The organism is Streptomyces sp. NPDC029152 (genome assembly GCF_055564355.1).
The window spans coordinates 77670-92021 of sequence record NZ_JBVHWR010000017.1 but is presented as its reverse complement, the minus strand read 5'-3'; the positions used below and the strand labels follow the sequence as shown (position 1 = coordinate 92021).

14 protein-coding genes and 6 pseudogenes are annotated in these 14352 nt (G+C 69.4%); 15 read left to right on the top strand and 5 right to left on the bottom strand.

The window, feature by feature from the left end; genetic code table 11:
- Positions 1–37: 37 nt before the first annotated feature.
- Positions 38–175, bottom strand: a pseudogene (locus ACZ4V6_RS29260) (recombinase family protein); the annotation flags it as partial.
- Positions 176–629: 454 nt separating this feature from the next.
- On the opposite strand from ACZ4V6_RS29260, the gene ACZ4V6_RS29255 reads away from it, so the two are divergent.
- The 7 genes and pseudogenes from ACZ4V6_RS29255 to ACZ4V6_RS29225 all read left to right on the top strand — a co-directional run bounded on the left by ACZ4V6_RS29255 (position 630) and on the right by ACZ4V6_RS29225 (position 5365).
- Complete coding sequence (locus ACZ4V6_RS29255; protein WP_467833333.1) at positions 630–1034, top strand: GntR family transcriptional regulator; 405 nt, start codon at positions 630–632, stop codon at positions 1032–1034.
- On the top strand, positions 1031–1927 hold the full coding sequence (locus ACZ4V6_RS29250) for an ABC transporter ATP-binding protein (protein WP_467833332.1): 897 nt from the start codon (positions 1031–1033) through the stop codon (positions 1925–1927). Before ACZ4V6_RS29255 ends, ACZ4V6_RS29250 begins: the two co-directional genes overlap by 4 nt.
- Positions 1924–2934 carry a transporter gene (locus ACZ4V6_RS29245; protein WP_467833331.1) on the top strand — a complete coding sequence of 337 codons (1011 nt, stop codon included), beginning with the start codon at positions 1924–1926 and terminating at the stop codon, positions 2932–2934. Before ACZ4V6_RS29250 ends, ACZ4V6_RS29245 begins: the two co-directional genes overlap by 4 nt.
- Positions 2935–3147: 213 nt before the next feature.
- Positions 3148–3350, top strand: a pseudogene (locus ACZ4V6_RS29240) (helix-turn-helix domain-containing protein); the annotation flags it as partial.
- Positions 3351–3627: 277 nt separating this feature from the next.
- Positions 3628–3918, top strand: a pseudogene (locus ACZ4V6_RS29235) (transposase); the annotation flags it as partial.
- A gap of 157 nt (positions 3919–4075) precedes the next feature.
- Complete coding sequence (locus tag ACZ4V6_RS29230; RefSeq protein ID WP_467833329.1) at positions 4076–4600, top strand: AAA family ATPase; 525 nt, start codon at positions 4076–4078, stop codon at positions 4598–4600.
- 282 nt (positions 4601–4882) lie between these two features.
- Entirely contained in the window at positions 4883–5365 is a 483-nt protein-coding gene (locus ACZ4V6_RS29225) for a helix-turn-helix domain-containing protein (protein WP_467833327.1), read from the top strand.
- A 247-nt stretch (positions 5366–5612) separates the two neighbouring features.
- On the opposite strand, the gene ACZ4V6_RS29220 is transcribed toward ACZ4V6_RS29225, so the two are convergent.
- Positions 5613–5861, bottom strand: coding sequence for a hypothetical protein (locus ACZ4V6_RS29220; protein ID WP_467833326.1), 249 nt, complete (start codon positions 5859–5861; stop codon positions 5613–5615).
- 237 nt (positions 5862–6098) lie between these two features.
- Here ACZ4V6_RS29220 and ACZ4V6_RS29215 point away from each other — a divergent pair, with 237 nt between their 5' ends.
- The 8 genes and pseudogenes from ACZ4V6_RS29215 to ACZ4V6_RS29180 all read left to right on the top strand — a co-directional run.
- Complete coding sequence (locus ACZ4V6_RS29215) at positions 6099–7127, top strand: helix-turn-helix domain-containing protein (RefSeq protein WP_467833324.1); 1029 nt, start codon at positions 6099–6101, stop codon at positions 7125–7127.
- A 60-nt stretch (positions 7128–7187) separates the two neighbouring features.
- Positions 7188–7718, top strand: coding sequence for a hypothetical protein (locus tag ACZ4V6_RS29210; RefSeq protein ID WP_467833322.1), 531 nt, complete (start codon positions 7188–7190; stop codon positions 7716–7718).
- Between the two features lie 134 nt (positions 7719–7852).
- Entirely contained in the window at positions 7853–8335 is a 483-nt protein-coding gene (locus tag ACZ4V6_RS29205; protein WP_467833320.1) for a hypothetical protein, read from the top strand.
- A pseudogene (locus ACZ4V6_RS29200) lies at positions 8299–8469 on the top strand (transposase); the annotation flags it as partial. The gene ACZ4V6_RS29205 and the pseudogene ACZ4V6_RS29200, both read left to right, overlap by 37 nt.
- A gap of 206 nt (positions 8470–8675) precedes the next feature.
- The gene (locus tag ACZ4V6_RS29195) at positions 8676–9266 is read left to right on the top strand and encodes an IS110 family transposase (protein WP_467833319.1); all 591 of its coding nucleotides are present in this window, start codon (positions 8676–8678) and stop codon (positions 9264–9266) included.
- A gap of 119 nt (positions 9267–9385) precedes the next feature.
- A pseudogene (locus ACZ4V6_RS29190) lies at positions 9386–9553 on the top strand (transposase); the annotation flags it as partial.
- A 24-nt stretch (positions 9554–9577) separates the two neighbouring features.
- Positions 9578–9889 (top strand): hypothetical protein, encoded by a 312-nt coding sequence (locus ACZ4V6_RS29185; RefSeq protein WP_467833412.1) that lies wholly within the window; start codon positions 9578–9580, stop codon positions 9887–9889.
- A 16-nt stretch (positions 9890–9905) separates the two neighbouring features.
- Positions 9906–10700, top strand: a pseudogene (locus tag ACZ4V6_RS29180) (IS256 family transposase); the annotation flags it as partial.
- Positions 10701–10820: 120 nt separating this feature from the next.
- On the opposite strand, the gene ACZ4V6_RS29175 reads toward ACZ4V6_RS29180, so the two are convergent.
- From ACZ4V6_RS29175 to ACZ4V6_RS29165, 3 genes are all read right to left on the bottom strand, one after another.
- Positions 10821–11264, bottom strand: a complete 444-nt coding sequence (locus ACZ4V6_RS29175) for a PaaI family thioesterase (protein ID WP_467833317.1) — start codon at positions 11262–11264, stop codon at positions 10821–10823.
- 55 nt (positions 11265–11319) lie between these two features.
- A complete protein-coding gene (locus ACZ4V6_RS29170) occupies positions 11320–13560 on the bottom strand; it encodes a molybdopterin-dependent oxidoreductase (protein WP_467833315.1) in 2241 nt (746 codons plus the stop codon).
- A gap of 95 nt (positions 13561–13655) precedes the next feature.
- Positions 13656–14327, bottom strand: a complete 672-nt coding sequence (locus tag ACZ4V6_RS29165; RefSeq protein WP_467833313.1) for an enoyl-CoA hydratase-related protein — start codon at positions 14325–14327, stop codon at positions 13656–13658.
- Positions 14328–14352: the final 25 nt, after the last annotated feature.

The following is a 14352-nucleotide window of genomic DNA, read 5'->3' as shown; positions in this document are numbered from 1 at the left end:
CGAGCCCGTCATTGCTGTTCGCCACGATCGGCTCGCGCTGAAGCTCGGCGAGCACCGACAGCATGCCGGACGTCGCCCGGCCCTCCATGGGGGCAGTGTCGATGCCCTGCTCGATGACGTGCAGCCCGATGCTGCGCTTGCGCAGGTCCGCGCCGAGGGTCTCCAGGTGGAGCACCGAGCAGGAGAGCCCGGTGACCTTCGACGTGTCGCCCTCGTGCAGCAACTACATGACGAGGTCGAGCTTGGGGCGGGACGCCTTGCGCCGCTCGCGGCGTCCACGTGGATGTGGTCGGGGTCGACGCCGGCCCGCACCAGTGCTTCGACCTGATGATCAGGGTTCTGGCCGGCGGACGAGACCCGCACGTAGCCGATGAGCACGTGGCGGAAGCTACCGACTGCACCGTTCACCGACGTTGATCCCCGACGCGAGTAGTCGACACTGCCCACCTGCGGGTTTGCGATCACGGGTCCAAGCGTCGCAAGACGTTCGCTTCTCGTACCCGGGCGAGGTCTGGCGGGCGCCATCCATGCGCGGCTGACTCCCCTCCAGCGCCGGACGGCCGGCGCCTGCAGTGCACGCCTTGCCGAATGCTCGACCCAGAGGGCTATAGTGCTAGGCAACTAGATAAATGGAGGAACTGGTGATTGAGTTCCACCTGAACGCCCGGTCCGGCCTGTCCCCGTACCAACAGCTGGTACAGCAGGTGAGGCACGCACTGCGCCTGGGCCTGCTGAACGAGGGGGACCGGCTGCCGACCGTCAAGGACGTGGCGAGGCAGATGGCGGTCAACCCGAACACGGTGCTCAAGGCGTACCGGGAGCTGGAGCACGACGGTCTGGTGGCTGCCCGTCCCGGCGTCGGGACGTTCGTGACGCGGACGCTGGCCGACGGCACGCTCGCCGCGCACGGGCCGCTCCGCAAGGACCTGCAGCGCTGGCTGACCAAGGCCCGCCTGGCCGGGCTCGACGACGAGAGCATCGAGGCGCTATTCATGAGTACGTTCCGCAACGCCGCCGGGGAGGACGTAGCGTGAGCACTGTCTTGCGGGCCCAGGGCCTGGGCAAGAGGTACAAACAGCGCTGGGCGCTGCAGAACTGCGACCTGGACGTCCCCGCCGGCCGGGTGGTCGGCCTGGTCGGCCCGAACGGCGCCGGCAAGTCGACCTTGTTGAAATTAGCCTGCGGCATGCTGACCCCGACGGTCGGCACCATCGAGGTGTGCGGCGGTCGTCCTGCCGAGGGCGTGGCACAGCTGGCCAAGGTCGGCTTCGTCGCCCAGGACACCCCGACCTACTCCGCGCTGAGCGTCGCCGACCACCTCGCCTTCGGCAAGCGCCTCAACCCGAACTGGGACGACGCCGTGGCGCACGACCGGATCCGGCGCCTCGGTCTGGACCCCAAGCAGCGGGCCGGCAAGCTGTCCGGCGGCCAGCGCGCGCAGCTCGCTCTCACCCTGGGCATCGCCAAGCGCCCGGAACTGCTCATCCTGGACGAGCCGGTCGCGGCCCTGGACCCGCTCGCCCGACGGGAGTTCATGCAGGACCTGATGGAGGCCGTCGCCGAGCACGAGCTGAGCGTCGTGCTCTCCTCCCACCTGGTCTCCGACGTGGAGCGGACCTGCGACTACGTCGTCGTGCTGGTCGACTCCCGGGTGCAGGTGGCCGGCGACATCGACGACCTGGTCGCCTGCCACCACCGGCTCACCGGACCGCGCCGCGACCCGGACACGCTCCCGGCCGGTCAGCACGTCATCACCGCCAGCCACACCGAACGGCAGACCACCCTCCTGGTGCGCACCGACACCGCGGTCCACGATCCGTCCTGGACCGTCAGCCCGCTCGGCCTGGAAGACATCGTCCTGGCCTACATGACTCGGCCCGCCGATGCGGTACGTGACACCCGGCCCGCACTGGAGGTACTCCGATGATCTGGCTGACCTGGCGCCAGTTCCGCACCCAGACCGCCGTGCTGTTCGCCGCGGTGGCCGTCCTCGCCGCCGTCCTCGTGGCCACCGGCCCCCAGCTGGCCGACCTCTACCGGACGGCCGGCAGCGGCCTGGTGGACCAGGTCTCCAGTGCGGACCAGACCCTCTACTACACCGGACTGCTCATCGTCCTCGCCGTGCCGGCAGTCATCGGGATGTTCTGGGGCGCGCCGCTGATCTCCCGGGAACTGGAGACCGGCACCCACTACCTCGCGTGGAACCAGGGCGTCACCCGCACACGCTGGCTGGCGGCCAAACTGGGCCTCGGTGCGGCGGCCTCCATGACGGCTGCCGGACTGACCAGCCTCGCGGTGAGCTGGTGGAGCAGCCCGATCGACCGGGCCGTCAACGGCGGCGGCGCGACGGACACGTACTTCCCGCGGCTCGATCCCGTGGCCTTCGCCGCACGGGGCGTGGTCCCCATGGCCCATGCCGCCTTCGCCTTCGTCCTGGGCGTCGCCCTCGGCCTGGTCATCCGCCGCACCCTGCCCGCGATGGCCACCACGTTCGCCCTCTATGCCGCCGTCCAGATCGCCGTGCCGATGTGGATTCGCGGCCACCTGGCCACCGCGGACCGCACCACCGTGCCGATCGAACCCGACAGCGCCCCCATCAGCATCCAGGACGGTGCCGAGCAGATCGTCGCGCACCTCGAAGAAGTGCCCGGGGCCTGGGTCACCTCCCAGCAGACGCTGAACGCCGCAGGCCGGCCGGCCCCCGTGCCGTCGTCCTTCGCCGACTGCCTGCACACCGAGTCGGGCCCGCCCGCCCTGCAGCAGGTCGAGGGCTGCGTCGCCGACCTCGGAGCCCAGGGCTACAAGCAGCAGGTGACGTACCAGCCCGCCGGCAACTTCTGGGCCCTTCAATGGGCCGAGACCGGCCTCTACCTCGGCCTCGCCCTGGCCCTGACCGGGTTCTGCGCCTGGTGGATCCGCCGCCGAGTGACCTGACAGTCTCGGCGCTCACCATGCGAAGGGCAGCCGGGATCCGGCTGCCCTCGCGGCGTCGGCAGGGCCGCCATTCAAGGTGCCCGGCTGGCGGACGCTCACCCTGGCCGACAGTGTCCGCCACCGACGCGGCCTCCCTGGACTCTCTTCGGGACCACCACTCCAGGGGCGGAAACGTCGCCAGTGTCTGCGCCGGAGCCGAGGCGCTCGGTCGTCCTGGCCACGGTCGTGGGCGTGAGCGAACGCACCTTAGCCCGCCTCTTCACCCGCGCCACCGGCGGCCTCGCCCCACTGCGCTACCAGCAGCCCTTGCGTCTTGAACGCGTCGAGCACCTCATCAGCCACGGATCCACGATCGATACCGTCGCCCGCGCGGTCGGCTTTGAGGACCCCGCATGGTGCGCCGCCTGTGCGCTCGAGAGCACCGAAGCGACTCGCCGACACTGTCTGGTTCGTGCTCTTTGAGGGTTGTGAAGCCGATCTGCCCCCAGTTGGTTGCACCCCCGGGGCGTCGCCCACCTGATCGGTTGCCACTGCGCACGCGGCCGTTTCTGGCCCGGCCCTGACGTCGTCGAGCACGGGTCGCCGACGACAACGGCCCCGGCGCCTGCAGCACCACCCACAGCGCGGCGACCCCCGTCGCCGACGTCGACGACCGGGCCCGGCTTCGTTCATCTCCACTGATCTTGTCGGCGTGATGTCGTCAATGTGCACCTGGACGCCCGGCTGCGGGCCTTCATCGACATCCACGACTGGATCACTGCCTACCAGCTACCGCCTTACGCACCCGATCTGAACCCGGTCGAAGGCATCTGGTCACCGATCCGGCGCACGGGCCAGAACAACACCGCCTTCACCGGCCCCGACCACCTGATGCACGTCCCGCGCCGCACCCTCCGCGAACTCCAATACCGCAGCGAAGCCATCGACGGGTGCCTCGCCGCAACCGGTCTCACTTTGACGACATCACGCCGACAAGTTCAGTAGTTGTCACTGGCGGAGTTGGGTGAGCTGCCAGAAGCGGTCGGTCGAAGCATCCTGGTTGTCATAGGCGAGGCATCCGACCTGTCACACAACCTCATTCAGCGGCCCTGTTGTCACCAGAAGCCGCCCCGGAGGCCTGCACGACGCTAACGTCAGGTGCATGATCGTATGGCTCAACGGCACCCACGGCGCGGGCAAGACGACGGTCAGTGCGCTCGTCCAGCAGCTGATCCCGGACTCCCGGGTGTTCGACGCCGAGAAAGTCGGCGAGACGCTCATGGACATCAAGCCAGGACTGCCCGCGACGGACAACTTTCAGCATTGGCCGCCTTGGCGGCCCCTTGTGGTCGAGACCGCCCGACGTGTCCTCGACTACACCGGCGGCACCCTGGTGATCCCCATGACCGTCCTGGTCGAGCAGTACTGGCGCGAGATCAGCTCGAGCCTCGCCCAGCACGCCATCCCGGTCCGGCACTTCGTCCTCCATGCCGACCAGGACACTCTCCGCTCGCGCATCGCCGGCGACACCGTCCTCGGCCCCAACTCCCCGTTCCGTCTCCGATACCTCGAGCCCTACGCCGAGGCGGCCCGCACGTGGCTGCACGCCGAGGCCGAGGTCGTCGACACCACGCACCTCACCCCTGCCCAGGCCGCCCAACAGATCGCAGAAGCCGTCAAGGGTTGAGGCCTTCCGGCGCCGCACCTCGCAGGTGACAACAAGACTGCCTAACGAGTTCGTGCACGGTAAGTGGTGAGACGTCGAGCCTGGATGATTGATCATGGTCAGGTGGTGGGGAACTCAACGCGTGCGGTGATCATCAGTAATCGGCGGACCACGGGCCTGACTGCGGGAGTGATTGCTGAACTCATCGAAGAGATAGGCCCGTTGTAGCTGGGACGTCACCAGGCGCGGCTTGCCGCCCGACCGCGGAAGCGGGCCCTGGGCGCCGGCGCAAAGCGCCAGCTGGTGTTCGTCGACCGGCTGCCGGCCACGCTCGTCCATCTTCGGCACGGGGTCACCCATGACGTGCCGGCCTGCTGGTTCGGCGTGGACCGCTCCACCATCACCCGGGCCGTCGGTGAGGTGCAGCCCCTGCTCGCCGAGCGAGGCTGCACCGTCAGCCCTGACGTGCGGCTGCGATCTTTGGCCGACGCCGTCGACCACCTCGGCGCGAGCGGGACGACCGGCATCGTCGACGGCACCGAGATCCGGGTCCGTCGGCCCGCCGCCGGGCGCAAGGACCGCGACAAGTCCATCCCCGGCAAGAACAAGCAGAACGCCGCCAAGTCCATGGTGGTCACGGACGGCGAAGGCCGCGTGCTGTGGTGCAGCCCGACCAGGCCCGCCAGTCAGGGCTGGTCGAGCTCTTGGCCGACGGGCCCGCGGTGGAGATTCTCGCCGATGCCGGCTACCAGGGTCTGGGCGCGCGGACCGGCGGCCGGGTGGTGACACCACCGCATCGCAAGTCGACGGAAGGCCCACGCGAAGCTCGTGGAGATCGCACAGCGGTACCCGCTCCCGCTGGCCCCCTCCATCGCCTCCTCCACGGCCTCTTCGCCTGCCAGGCGCGTACCCCCTGGTCAGCCCCGGCAGAACAGGCCCCGAGGTCGGAATGCGGTGGGCCTGGCCACATGGGTGTGCTCCTGGCGGTCCGCTGGAGCGGGCTGCCAGGAGCACTCAGTTCACTGGGAACGATTTACACCTCCACCCACAGGATGTACTGGCCGCCGCCGATCCCATCGCAGTAGGCGTAACCGGCGTACGAATCGCGCAGCGATACGCATGTCGAGTAGGAGAAGGTGCCGTATTTCACCATTTTCGGGACGACAGCGGTCCCAGTCGTGCTGACTTCGGAGGCGGGGGCCGCCTGTGCGGTGGCGACCGACCCGCCGGCCAGTAGAGCGACTCCCGCCGCGAGGCCGGCAACCCATGTACGAGTACGCATGATGCTCCTTCAAGATGATGTGCCGAGGTCCTGGGTTTCACCCTTTCTGCCACGTCTTCGGGATGGGACTTCAGCCGAATCCGGGCAATGCCGAGAATGACCGCGCGGTCACCGGGTTGACAAGGAGATTCAGCGTTCGGGGGCGTTCGGAACGGAGCTCACTGGCGTTCCGACCACCCCCGAACACGGCCGATTTCAGGGGGGCCAGGTCACCGTCTGTGGGGTCATGCTGAAGCAATGAGTCAGAAGGGGGGCGGCCTTGCCGAGCTGCCTGAGGAATCACCACAGCCCGCACAGGCCCGGACCCCGGCCGAGTTCATTGCGGCCCTGCGCACGCTGCGGATCTGGTCCGGGCTGACCTACCGGCAGCTTGAGGGCAAGGCCACCGCGCACGCCGACATACTCCCGGCCAGCACAATCGCGACCACTCTCGGCCGCGTTACTTTGCCCCGAGAAGGATTTGTCGACGCCTATACCCGCGCGTGCGGCCTGGACGCCGAGGAAGTACGTCGATGGCTCGCGACACGCCGCCGCATTGCAGTCGACGAATCCCTAGCAAACGGCGATGCGCGCGACGATAATCCCGATACTCCGACCGTCGGCGCGCCTACTCCGGCGAGCCGCCCGTGGCGGCGCTGGGCGGCCGGCCTGCTCGGTGCCGCAGCTCTCGGGATCGCGGGCACACTCGGTGTCAGCAGTCTGTCGCGCGACGCGTCGACACCAGCCGCCCTGCCCGAGATGCCGGTGACCGGTCTGCGCATGCTGGCTGTGGGCAGCTGGGCACAGATCCACCCCGCTCGCACACCCGAGCTGTGCCTCACCGAGGGCAGGGACCGCACCGGGCGATACCAAACCGCCATCGCCGCCCAACGGTCCTGTACGGATGCCGCCCTGCCTCAGGTGTTCCTCGAACCGCTGGGCAAGGACACCGTGCAGATCCAGTGGCACCACCCGAAGCACGGCATCGGCTGCCTCACCGTCCTGTCGGAGGGACCGGGGCTCCACCTGCTGGAGCCCCGCGACGACTGTGCCGACCACGATCGGGCCCAGCAATTCCACATCGAGCGCTTCGGCCCGCCTGCCACCGCCCACTTCCGCATCCGCCCGGTCATCACCGGCCGGTGCTTGAGCCTGCGCCACCAAGACACCCAGAACGGAGCAGAAGTTGTCCAGGGCCGCTGCTCCGGCGCCACCGACCAGGACTTCCTGATCGAGCTGACCCCGCCCCCGTACCCCGCTGCCGGACGGGCCCCGTCGGCACGGTGACGGATCCCGTCCGGCGAACGGTACGCCCGACGCCTTGCGTACCGTCCGCCAGGTCACGCCGTGCCGGCGGAGGTCGGCCGCTGCCACTGGGCGCCGCGCCGGTACGACTCTCTCTACCCGAAGGCTGTCACCGCGAGGGACTACCGCCAGGCGGTGCCCGTCGTCGTCACCGCCCTGAAGCAGCTCCAGGAGCACGGCGCCGGTGTGGCGACGTGGCGGCCGGGACGGACCGGGGAGCAGACGCTGTCGGCCGCGCTCGACAACCCCGACGGCCACACCCTCTACCGCGCCCAGGAGGCCCGCGCCGACGCGGAGGACGAGCAGCGCCGCGCAACGCAGCGGGAGGCGGAGCGCCCGGTGGGCAAGCGCTGCGAGCGGAAGTTCACGGACGAACGCTGGGAGGAGATCACCGTGCACCGGACCGCCGTACGGGCCGGGGACAAGTCCGTGTACGACCCGTGCCGCGTCGAGGACGTCGCCCGCATCGAGGCCGCCGCCGAAGCCGCCCGCATCGAGGCCGCCGCTCCGCCGGAGCCGCAGGACGGCTCCGAGCTGGTCCGGGGCCGCGGCTGGTCCCGCCGGCAGACCTGACCGCACAAGCCCGCTGCGCGGTCGGCAGCCGCCAGGCCGCACAGCGGGACCGGACCCGAAGTCACCGCGCCCCCGGGCGGGACGGGCTGGCCCATCCGACGGCACCAGCCCACCGCAGGCCCTACACAGGCCGCATGAGACGCAGCCGAGAAGAGACCGCACCCCAGGATCTGCAGGGCGACCTGTGGCACGCCCTGTCCGAGCTCCAGCACACCCGCCCCGCTCCCGTGGGCCGCGTCGGGCCGCTCGCCCGCCCGGTCGGACTGCTGTCCTCCGCCACGGTCACCGACACCGTCCTCGCGGCCCGCGTGCAGTTGTCCGGCACGGAGACGATGCACGAAGTGAACGAGACGCTCCGTGCGATCACCGGGGGCATGCACGCCCATTTCACCGGCCCCGGCGTCGCGCTGGAGGTCACGCTCGCTACCGCCCTTCAGGACTACGGCCTGCAGGGCGTACAGCGGACGTGCCGGGTACAGCCATGCGTTCACCGGCCGGGGGAACAGCAGGGTCAGGCTGACGGCTCGCTGGTGAAAGTGCTCATGTTGGTGCAGTCATCGGGGTCACCGACCCATGCATACAGCCGCAGGTCGTCAAGAAGCGGCAGAAGCGCCTGACCGGGGTCGACGAGATGGTGATCTCGCTGGCCGCGAAGGGCCTGACCACCGGCTAGGTGCAGGCCCACCTGGCCGAGGTCTACGGCGCTGACGTCTCCCGCCGGACCATCTCCACCATCACCGACATAGTGATATCCGGGTCCCCGGTGGTCGTGACCCAATCACTGACTGACGTCCTGCTGGGCTGTCCTTGCTTTGATCTGTCCGACCACCGGGGCCCGGTTCTCAGGGCTCCGGCCGGGCGGAGCATGACCTCATAGGAGCCTGGCCAGAGGCCCCCTGACTGTCCTGCCTGCCCTTTCCGGCCGGAGCTACCTTCGGCAAGGAAGGCATCTCCAGCATGACAGGCACAGAAGCGGCGGACACGAGGGACCAGGTCGTGGTCGGAGGGGTGGACTCGCACGCCGACACCATCCACGTTGCCGTGGTGACCGACCGGGGCGGGCACCTCGCCGACGCCCAATTCCCCACCAACACTGCCGGATACGCCGCCGCGATCGCCTTCCTGCAGGCCCACGGCACCGTCGCCGCCGTCGGCGTGGAGGGCACGTGCTCCTACGGCTCCGGCTTCACACACGCCGCCCGGCAGGTCGACCTGGCCGTCATCGAGGTCAACCGGCCCGACAAGGCCGAACGCCGCAGGATCAGCAAGTCCGACCCGATCGACGCATACGCCGGGGCCCGCGCCGTCGTCGCCGGTCGAGCGACCAGCGCTCCGAAGGACGCAGCCATCGTCGGGATACGCGCCCTGCAGACCGCCGCCCGCTCGGCGATCAAGGCCCGCACCGCAACGCTCAACCAGATCACGCACCTCCTGATCACCGCCCCCGACGCCATCCGCGCCAAGTACACCGCCCTGACCGGTGACAAGCGCGTCACCCCCCCGCCCGCCTCCGGCCGGCCAGCGACTCCGCGCATGCTCCGCTCCTGACAGCCCTGCGCACGCTGGCCAAGCGCGTCCAGAGCCTGACCGAGGAACACACGACCCTGACCGGAGAGCTCGACCAGCTGGTCACCATCCTCAATCCCGGCCTGCGCGCCGCCTACGGGGTGGGCCCGGACACCGCCGCCCAGCTGCTGATCACTGCTGGCGCGAACTCGTCCCGCCTTCGCACGGAGGCTTCCTTCGCTGCCCTGTGCGGCGCGGCGCCAGTCCCCGCGTCGAGCGGGAAGACGAACCGGCACCGGCTCTCCCGGGGCGGCGACCGGGCGGCCAACGCCGCTCTCTACCGCATCGCGCTCGTGAGGATGGCCCGATGCCGGCGCACCCGCGAGTTCGTCGCCCGACAGACCCGCGCCGGACGCACGAAGAAGGAGATCATCCGGCTGCTCAAACGCGCGATAGCCCGCGAGGTCTTCCGGCTCTTGGCCACCCCGGTCCAAGTCCCCGAGATCGCGGACCTCCGTCCGGCCCGGCAGACGAAGAACATCACTCTCACCGCTGCAGCCAATCACTTCGGTGTGTGGCCCGCCGTCATCTCCAACATCGAACGCGGCCTCCGCCGCGACGACGCCTTCGCCGATGCCTACCGTCAGTGGCTCACCGCCGCTTGACGACAATAGAAGCATCAAGGTGCTCGAGGGCATGGCCGAGTGGCAGAGCAGGCCCCTCGACACCGTCTATCCGGTCGTCTTCATCGACGCCATCCACGTGAAGATTCGCGACGACGCGGTCGCCAACCGGCCGATCTATGTGGCCTTGGCCGTCACCGCCGAGGGCCGGCGGGAGATCCTGGGCCTGTGGGCCGGCGACGGTGGCGAGGGCGCCAAGCACTGGCTGCACATCCTCACCGAGATCAAGAACCGCGGCGTGAACGACGTCCTCATGCTGGTCTGCGACGGGCTCAAGGGCCTGCCCGAGGCGGTGGAGACCGTCTGGCCGCGGACCATCGTGCAGAGTTGTGTGGTGCACCTGCTGCGGAACTCCTTCCGCTATGCCGCCCGCCAGGACTGGGACAAGATCGCCAGGCTTCTGAAGCCGGTCTACACGGCGCCGACCGAGGAGGCCGCCCTGGAGCGGTTCGCCGAGTTCGCCGACGCCTGGGGCCGGAAGCATCCGGCGATCGTGAAGCTGTGGGAGAACGCCTGGGAAGAGTTCACCCCGTTCCTGCGGTTCGACACCGAGATCCGCCGCATCGTCTGCACCACCAACGCGATCGAGTCGGTGAATGCCCGCATCCGCCGGGCGGTCAAGGCCCGTGGACACTTCCCCAACGAGCAGGCCGCCCTGAAGTGCGTCTACATGGCGATCATGTCCCTCGACCCCACGGGCAAGGGCCAGGCCCGCTGGACCATGCGCTGGAAGACCGCGTTGAACGCCTTCGGCATCACCTTCGACGGCCACCTGTCGGCAGCCCGCCAGTAGCACCAACTATCCCAGTTACACGGCTCGTTTGACAGACCCGGCAGAGGTTCCGGTCCAGTGAGAAACCGGCGGTGTCAGCGACAACCAGCAGTTTCGTCGCCCGGTCTTCGGCCGGGCAATCTAAAGGATCATGCAGGTGGTGGTGGCGTGGGCCATGAGTTTGCCCTGGCCGTCGAGGACCTTCCCTTCGGCGGTGGCGGTGCGGCGGCCGGCGTGGATGACGGTGCCTTCGGCGGTGAGGGTCTGGCCGTCGGTGCGGGCGGCGCGGATGTAGTTGACCTTTAGTTCGAGGGTGGTGTAGCCGGTTCCCGCGGGGAGTGTGGTGTGGACGGCGCAGCCCATGGCGGAGTCGAGGAGGGTGGCGGCGATGCCGCCGTGGACGGTGCCGAGGGGGTTGGCGAAGTCTGGGCGGGTGTCGAGGGAGATGACGATGCGGCCGTGGTCGACCTCGTCGAAGCGCATGCCGAGCAGGCGGCCGATGGAGGGGATGTCGGTGGGGCGTTCGGTCTGCACCCAGCGCATCAGTTCCAGGCCGGTCATGGCAGCAAAGTCGGTGGTCGTCATGGTCGTTCTCCTTGCATGGTGCTTGTGGTGCCGCCGCCGTAAGAGGCGGTGTTCGTCAGGCGGGAAGAGGCTCGATGCGGGCGGGGACGTGCTTGTGCCAGGGGGTGCCGGCGATGGGGTCGCGCCAGGCGATGTCGGTGAGGGTGTTCAGGGCGACGCCGGTGCGTTCGGTGCCGCCGTCCTCGGTGGGCAGGTCGAGGCCGAAACCGTTGGGCAGGGCCGCGTGGCCGGGTTGCAGGCGGTCGTCGATCTCGACGAGTGCCTGAGCGGTGCCGCGGCTCGTGGTGATCCGGGCCGGGGCGCCGTCGGACAGGCCGAGTTGTTCGGCGTCGTGGGGGCTGATGCGCAGGGTGCCCTGAGGGTCGCGCTTGCGCCAGGCGTTGTCGCGGAAGATCGTGTTCGCTGTGAAGGCCCGGCGCTGGCCGGCGGCCAGGACGATGGGGAAGTCCTCGGTGGTGTGGACGGCCGGGGTGGAGTCCAGGTCGGCGAGGAGGCCGAGGAGTTCGGGGATGGGCAGCGGGATGCGGTGGCCTGGATGGGGGACGTAGTTCCAGGCGTCGGCGTACTCGTCCTCGGTGAACGTGATCCCGGACCGGCCCTCCAGCATCGCGTCGAACAGTGCGTCGGCGCTTCGGTGTCCGGCCCGGCGCATTGCGGCCGGGTACTCCTTGGCGATGCGCTGCGCGAGCGCCCACAGCACCGCGGCGGACCGGGCGCCTGCGGGCAGAGTGGGGCCGAGAGTCTCGTACAGCAGGTACGGGGCCAGGGCGAAGGTGCTCTTGTTGAGGGCGGCCAGGGCGGCGAAAGCAAGCTTGTATGGGGTCTGGCCCAGGCGGGCCGCCGCGCGCAGCACCGTCAGCCTGCTAGCAGGGACGGCGTCCAGTTCGCGGATGAGTCGGGCATAGATCTCGGGTTCGGGCAGGGTGCCGGGCAGCGGGTCGAGGACCGGGGCGCGCAGGTGGAAGGTGTTGTGGGGGAACTCGAAGGTGAAGAATGTCGCTTCCCACTTCTCGAACTGGGAGGCGGCGGGAAGTACGTAGTCGGCCTGGCGGCCGGTCTCGGTCAGGGCGATGTCGATGACGACGACGAGGTCGAGCGCGGCGAGCGCCTGGGCGAAGGCAGCGGAGTCGGCCAGGGAGTGCGCGGGGTTGGACGACTCGATGATCATCACCCGGAAGCGGTCGGGGTGGTCGGTGAGGATTTCCTCGGCGATGACGTTGCAGGGAACCAGGCCGCCGGGCATCCGCGCACCGGTGACGGGGGTGCGGCGCGGGTCGGTGGTGTAGCGGGCCAGCGGGGCGATCCACGAGTGCGGCTGCATGGAGCCGGGCTTGGCGAAGTTTCCGGTGAGCAGCCAAATCAGCTTGTTGAGGTAGGACACCAGCGTGCTGTTGGGGCCCTGCTGGACGCCCAGGTCCTCATACGTCGCGACGCTGGAGGCGGTTCCGATGATGCGTGCCGCCCGGCGCAGGAGGTCCTCGTCCACGCCGCAGGTCCGCGCACAGCCGGCGACATCCACCTCTTTGAGCTGGGCGATGACGGTGTCGGCTCCGGTGGTGCGGGTGGTGAGGAAGGCGTGGTCCAGGATGTCTTCCTGGACCAGGATGCCGAGGAGGCCGGCCAGGCACCAGGCGTCGGTGCCGGGCCTGACCTGGAGGTGGATGTCGGCGAGGTCGGCGGTCTCGGTACGCACCGGGTCGATGACGATCATGGTGCGGTGGGGATCCTTGGCGATGTCCTTGAGTACGGTGCGGGCGCGCGGGACGCCGTGGGACTGCCAGGGGTTCTTGCCGAGGAAGAGGGAGACTTCGGCGTTCTGGAAGTCACCGGTGGTGTGTCCGCCGGTGAGGTGGGCGTCGACGAAGCCTTCGCCGGTCTTCTCCTGGGCGAGGGGGTTGGAGCGGTAGCGGGCGCCGAGGGCGCGTAGCAGGGCGCCGCTGTAGGCGCCGCCGAGGTGGTTGCCTTGTCCGCCGCCGCCGTAGAAGAAGATCGATTCGCCGCCGTGGGTGTCGCGCACGGTCTTCAGGCGGGCGGCGATCTCGCGGATGGCGGTGTCCCAGTCGATGGAGGTGAAGGTGCCGTCCGCCTCCCGGCGCAGCGGGCTCGTCAGCCGAGTGCCGCCGTTTTGGTAGTGGTCCAGCCGCAGGGCCTTGTTGCAGGTGTAGCCGGCGGTGGCGACATGCTCCTTGTCACCGCGGATCTTGGCGAAGCGGCGCCCGTCGGTCTGGATCTGAATGCCGCAGTTGTTCTCGCACAGGATGCACGCGCTCTTGTGCCAGGCGGTGTCGGCTGTCATCGGCCCTGTCTCCTAATGCGGTGGACGGCTGGTGCGGCCCGCGCCCCAGGGGAAGCGCCCGGGGCGCGGCTTGGTGGGGATAGTGAGGCGTCGGCTCAGCCGAGCGGGTTGGTGGTGTCGCGCAGGGTGGCCAGAGCCGGGGCGTACATGCGGGCCTTGATGGTGCCGAGGGTGTCGCCGGCCTTGTTCACCTGTGCCTGGGCGATCTCGATGGCTGTGGAGCGCACGGCGTCCTCGCCGACCGCCTGGTCGACGATGCCGGCGGCCGCGGCGTCGGTGCCGCCGTAGCGGCGGGCGGTGAGCATGGCCTCGTGGGCGGTCTGCGGGGCCAGCCGGGACTGGATGAGGGCGGCCATGCCGGGGGTGAAGGGGATGTTGATGTCCGCTTCGGGCAGGCACCAGTAGCCGCGGTCGGCACGCATGACACGGAAGTCGTGGGCGAGGGAGAACATCGCACCGGCGGCGAAGGTGTGCCCCTGCAGCACGGCCACCGTGACGACCGGCAGCGACAGCATCCGCGCGAACAGTTCATGGACGGAGACGACGTAGTCCTGGTGCTGGTCGGCGTGGGCGAACAGCCAGTCCAGGTCGAGCCCGTTGGAGTAGAACTTGCCAGTGGCTGCGGTGACCAGGGCGCGAGGGCCTTCCGTCTTCTCCACCTCGTCGAGCGCGGCGCTGACGGCGGTGAGCCAGTCGGGGTGGAAGCGGTTCTCACCGTCTCCCAGGTCCAGGACGAAGACGTTGTCGTGACGGTCGAGCGAGGGCATGGCGACTCCTTCGGGGTGTGCAAGT

What these genes read in the sequence shown, in the direction of transcription:
- ACZ4V6_RS29230 (WP_467833329.1), top strand. Translation starts at nt 4,076, where the DNA reads ATGATCGTATGGCTCAACGGCACCCACGGCGCGGGCAAGACGACGGTC.
- ACZ4V6_RS29165 (WP_467833313.1), bottom strand. Translation starts at nt 14,327, where the DNA reads ATGCCCTCGCTCGACCGTCACGACAACGTCTTCGTCCTGGACCTGGGA.
- ACZ4V6_RS29205 (WP_467833320.1), top strand. Translation starts at nt 7,853, where the DNA reads ATGAGACGCAGCCGAGAAGAGACCGCACCCCAGGATCTGCAGGGCGAC.
- ACZ4V6_RS29215 (WP_467833324.1), top strand. Translation starts at nt 6,099, where the DNA reads ATGAGTCAGAAGGGGGGCGGCCTTGCCGAGCTGCCTGAGGAATCACCA.
- ACZ4V6_RS29170 (WP_467833315.1), bottom strand. Translation starts at nt 13,560, where the DNA reads ATGACAGCCGACACCGCCTGGCACAAGAGCGCGTGCATCCTGTGCGAG.
- ACZ4V6_RS29195 (WP_467833319.1), top strand. Translation starts at nt 8,676, where the DNA reads ATGACAGGCACAGAAGCGGCGGACACGAGGGACCAGGTCGTGGTCGGA.
- ACZ4V6_RS29220 (WP_467833326.1), bottom strand. Translation starts at nt 5,861, where the DNA reads ATGCGTACTCGTACATGGGTTGCCGGCCTCGCGGCGGGAGTCGCTCTA.
- ACZ4V6_RS29245 (WP_467833331.1), top strand. Translation starts at nt 1,924, where the DNA reads ATGATCTGGCTGACCTGGCGCCAGTTCCGCACCCAGACCGCCGTGCTG.
- ACZ4V6_RS29255 (WP_467833333.1), top strand. Translation starts at nt 630, where the DNA reads ATGGAGGAACTGGTGATTGAGTTCCACCTGAACGCCCGGTCCGGCCTG.
- ACZ4V6_RS29175 (WP_467833317.1), bottom strand. Translation starts at nt 11,264, where the DNA reads ATGACGACCACCGACTTTGCTGCCATGACCGGCCTGGAACTGATGCGC.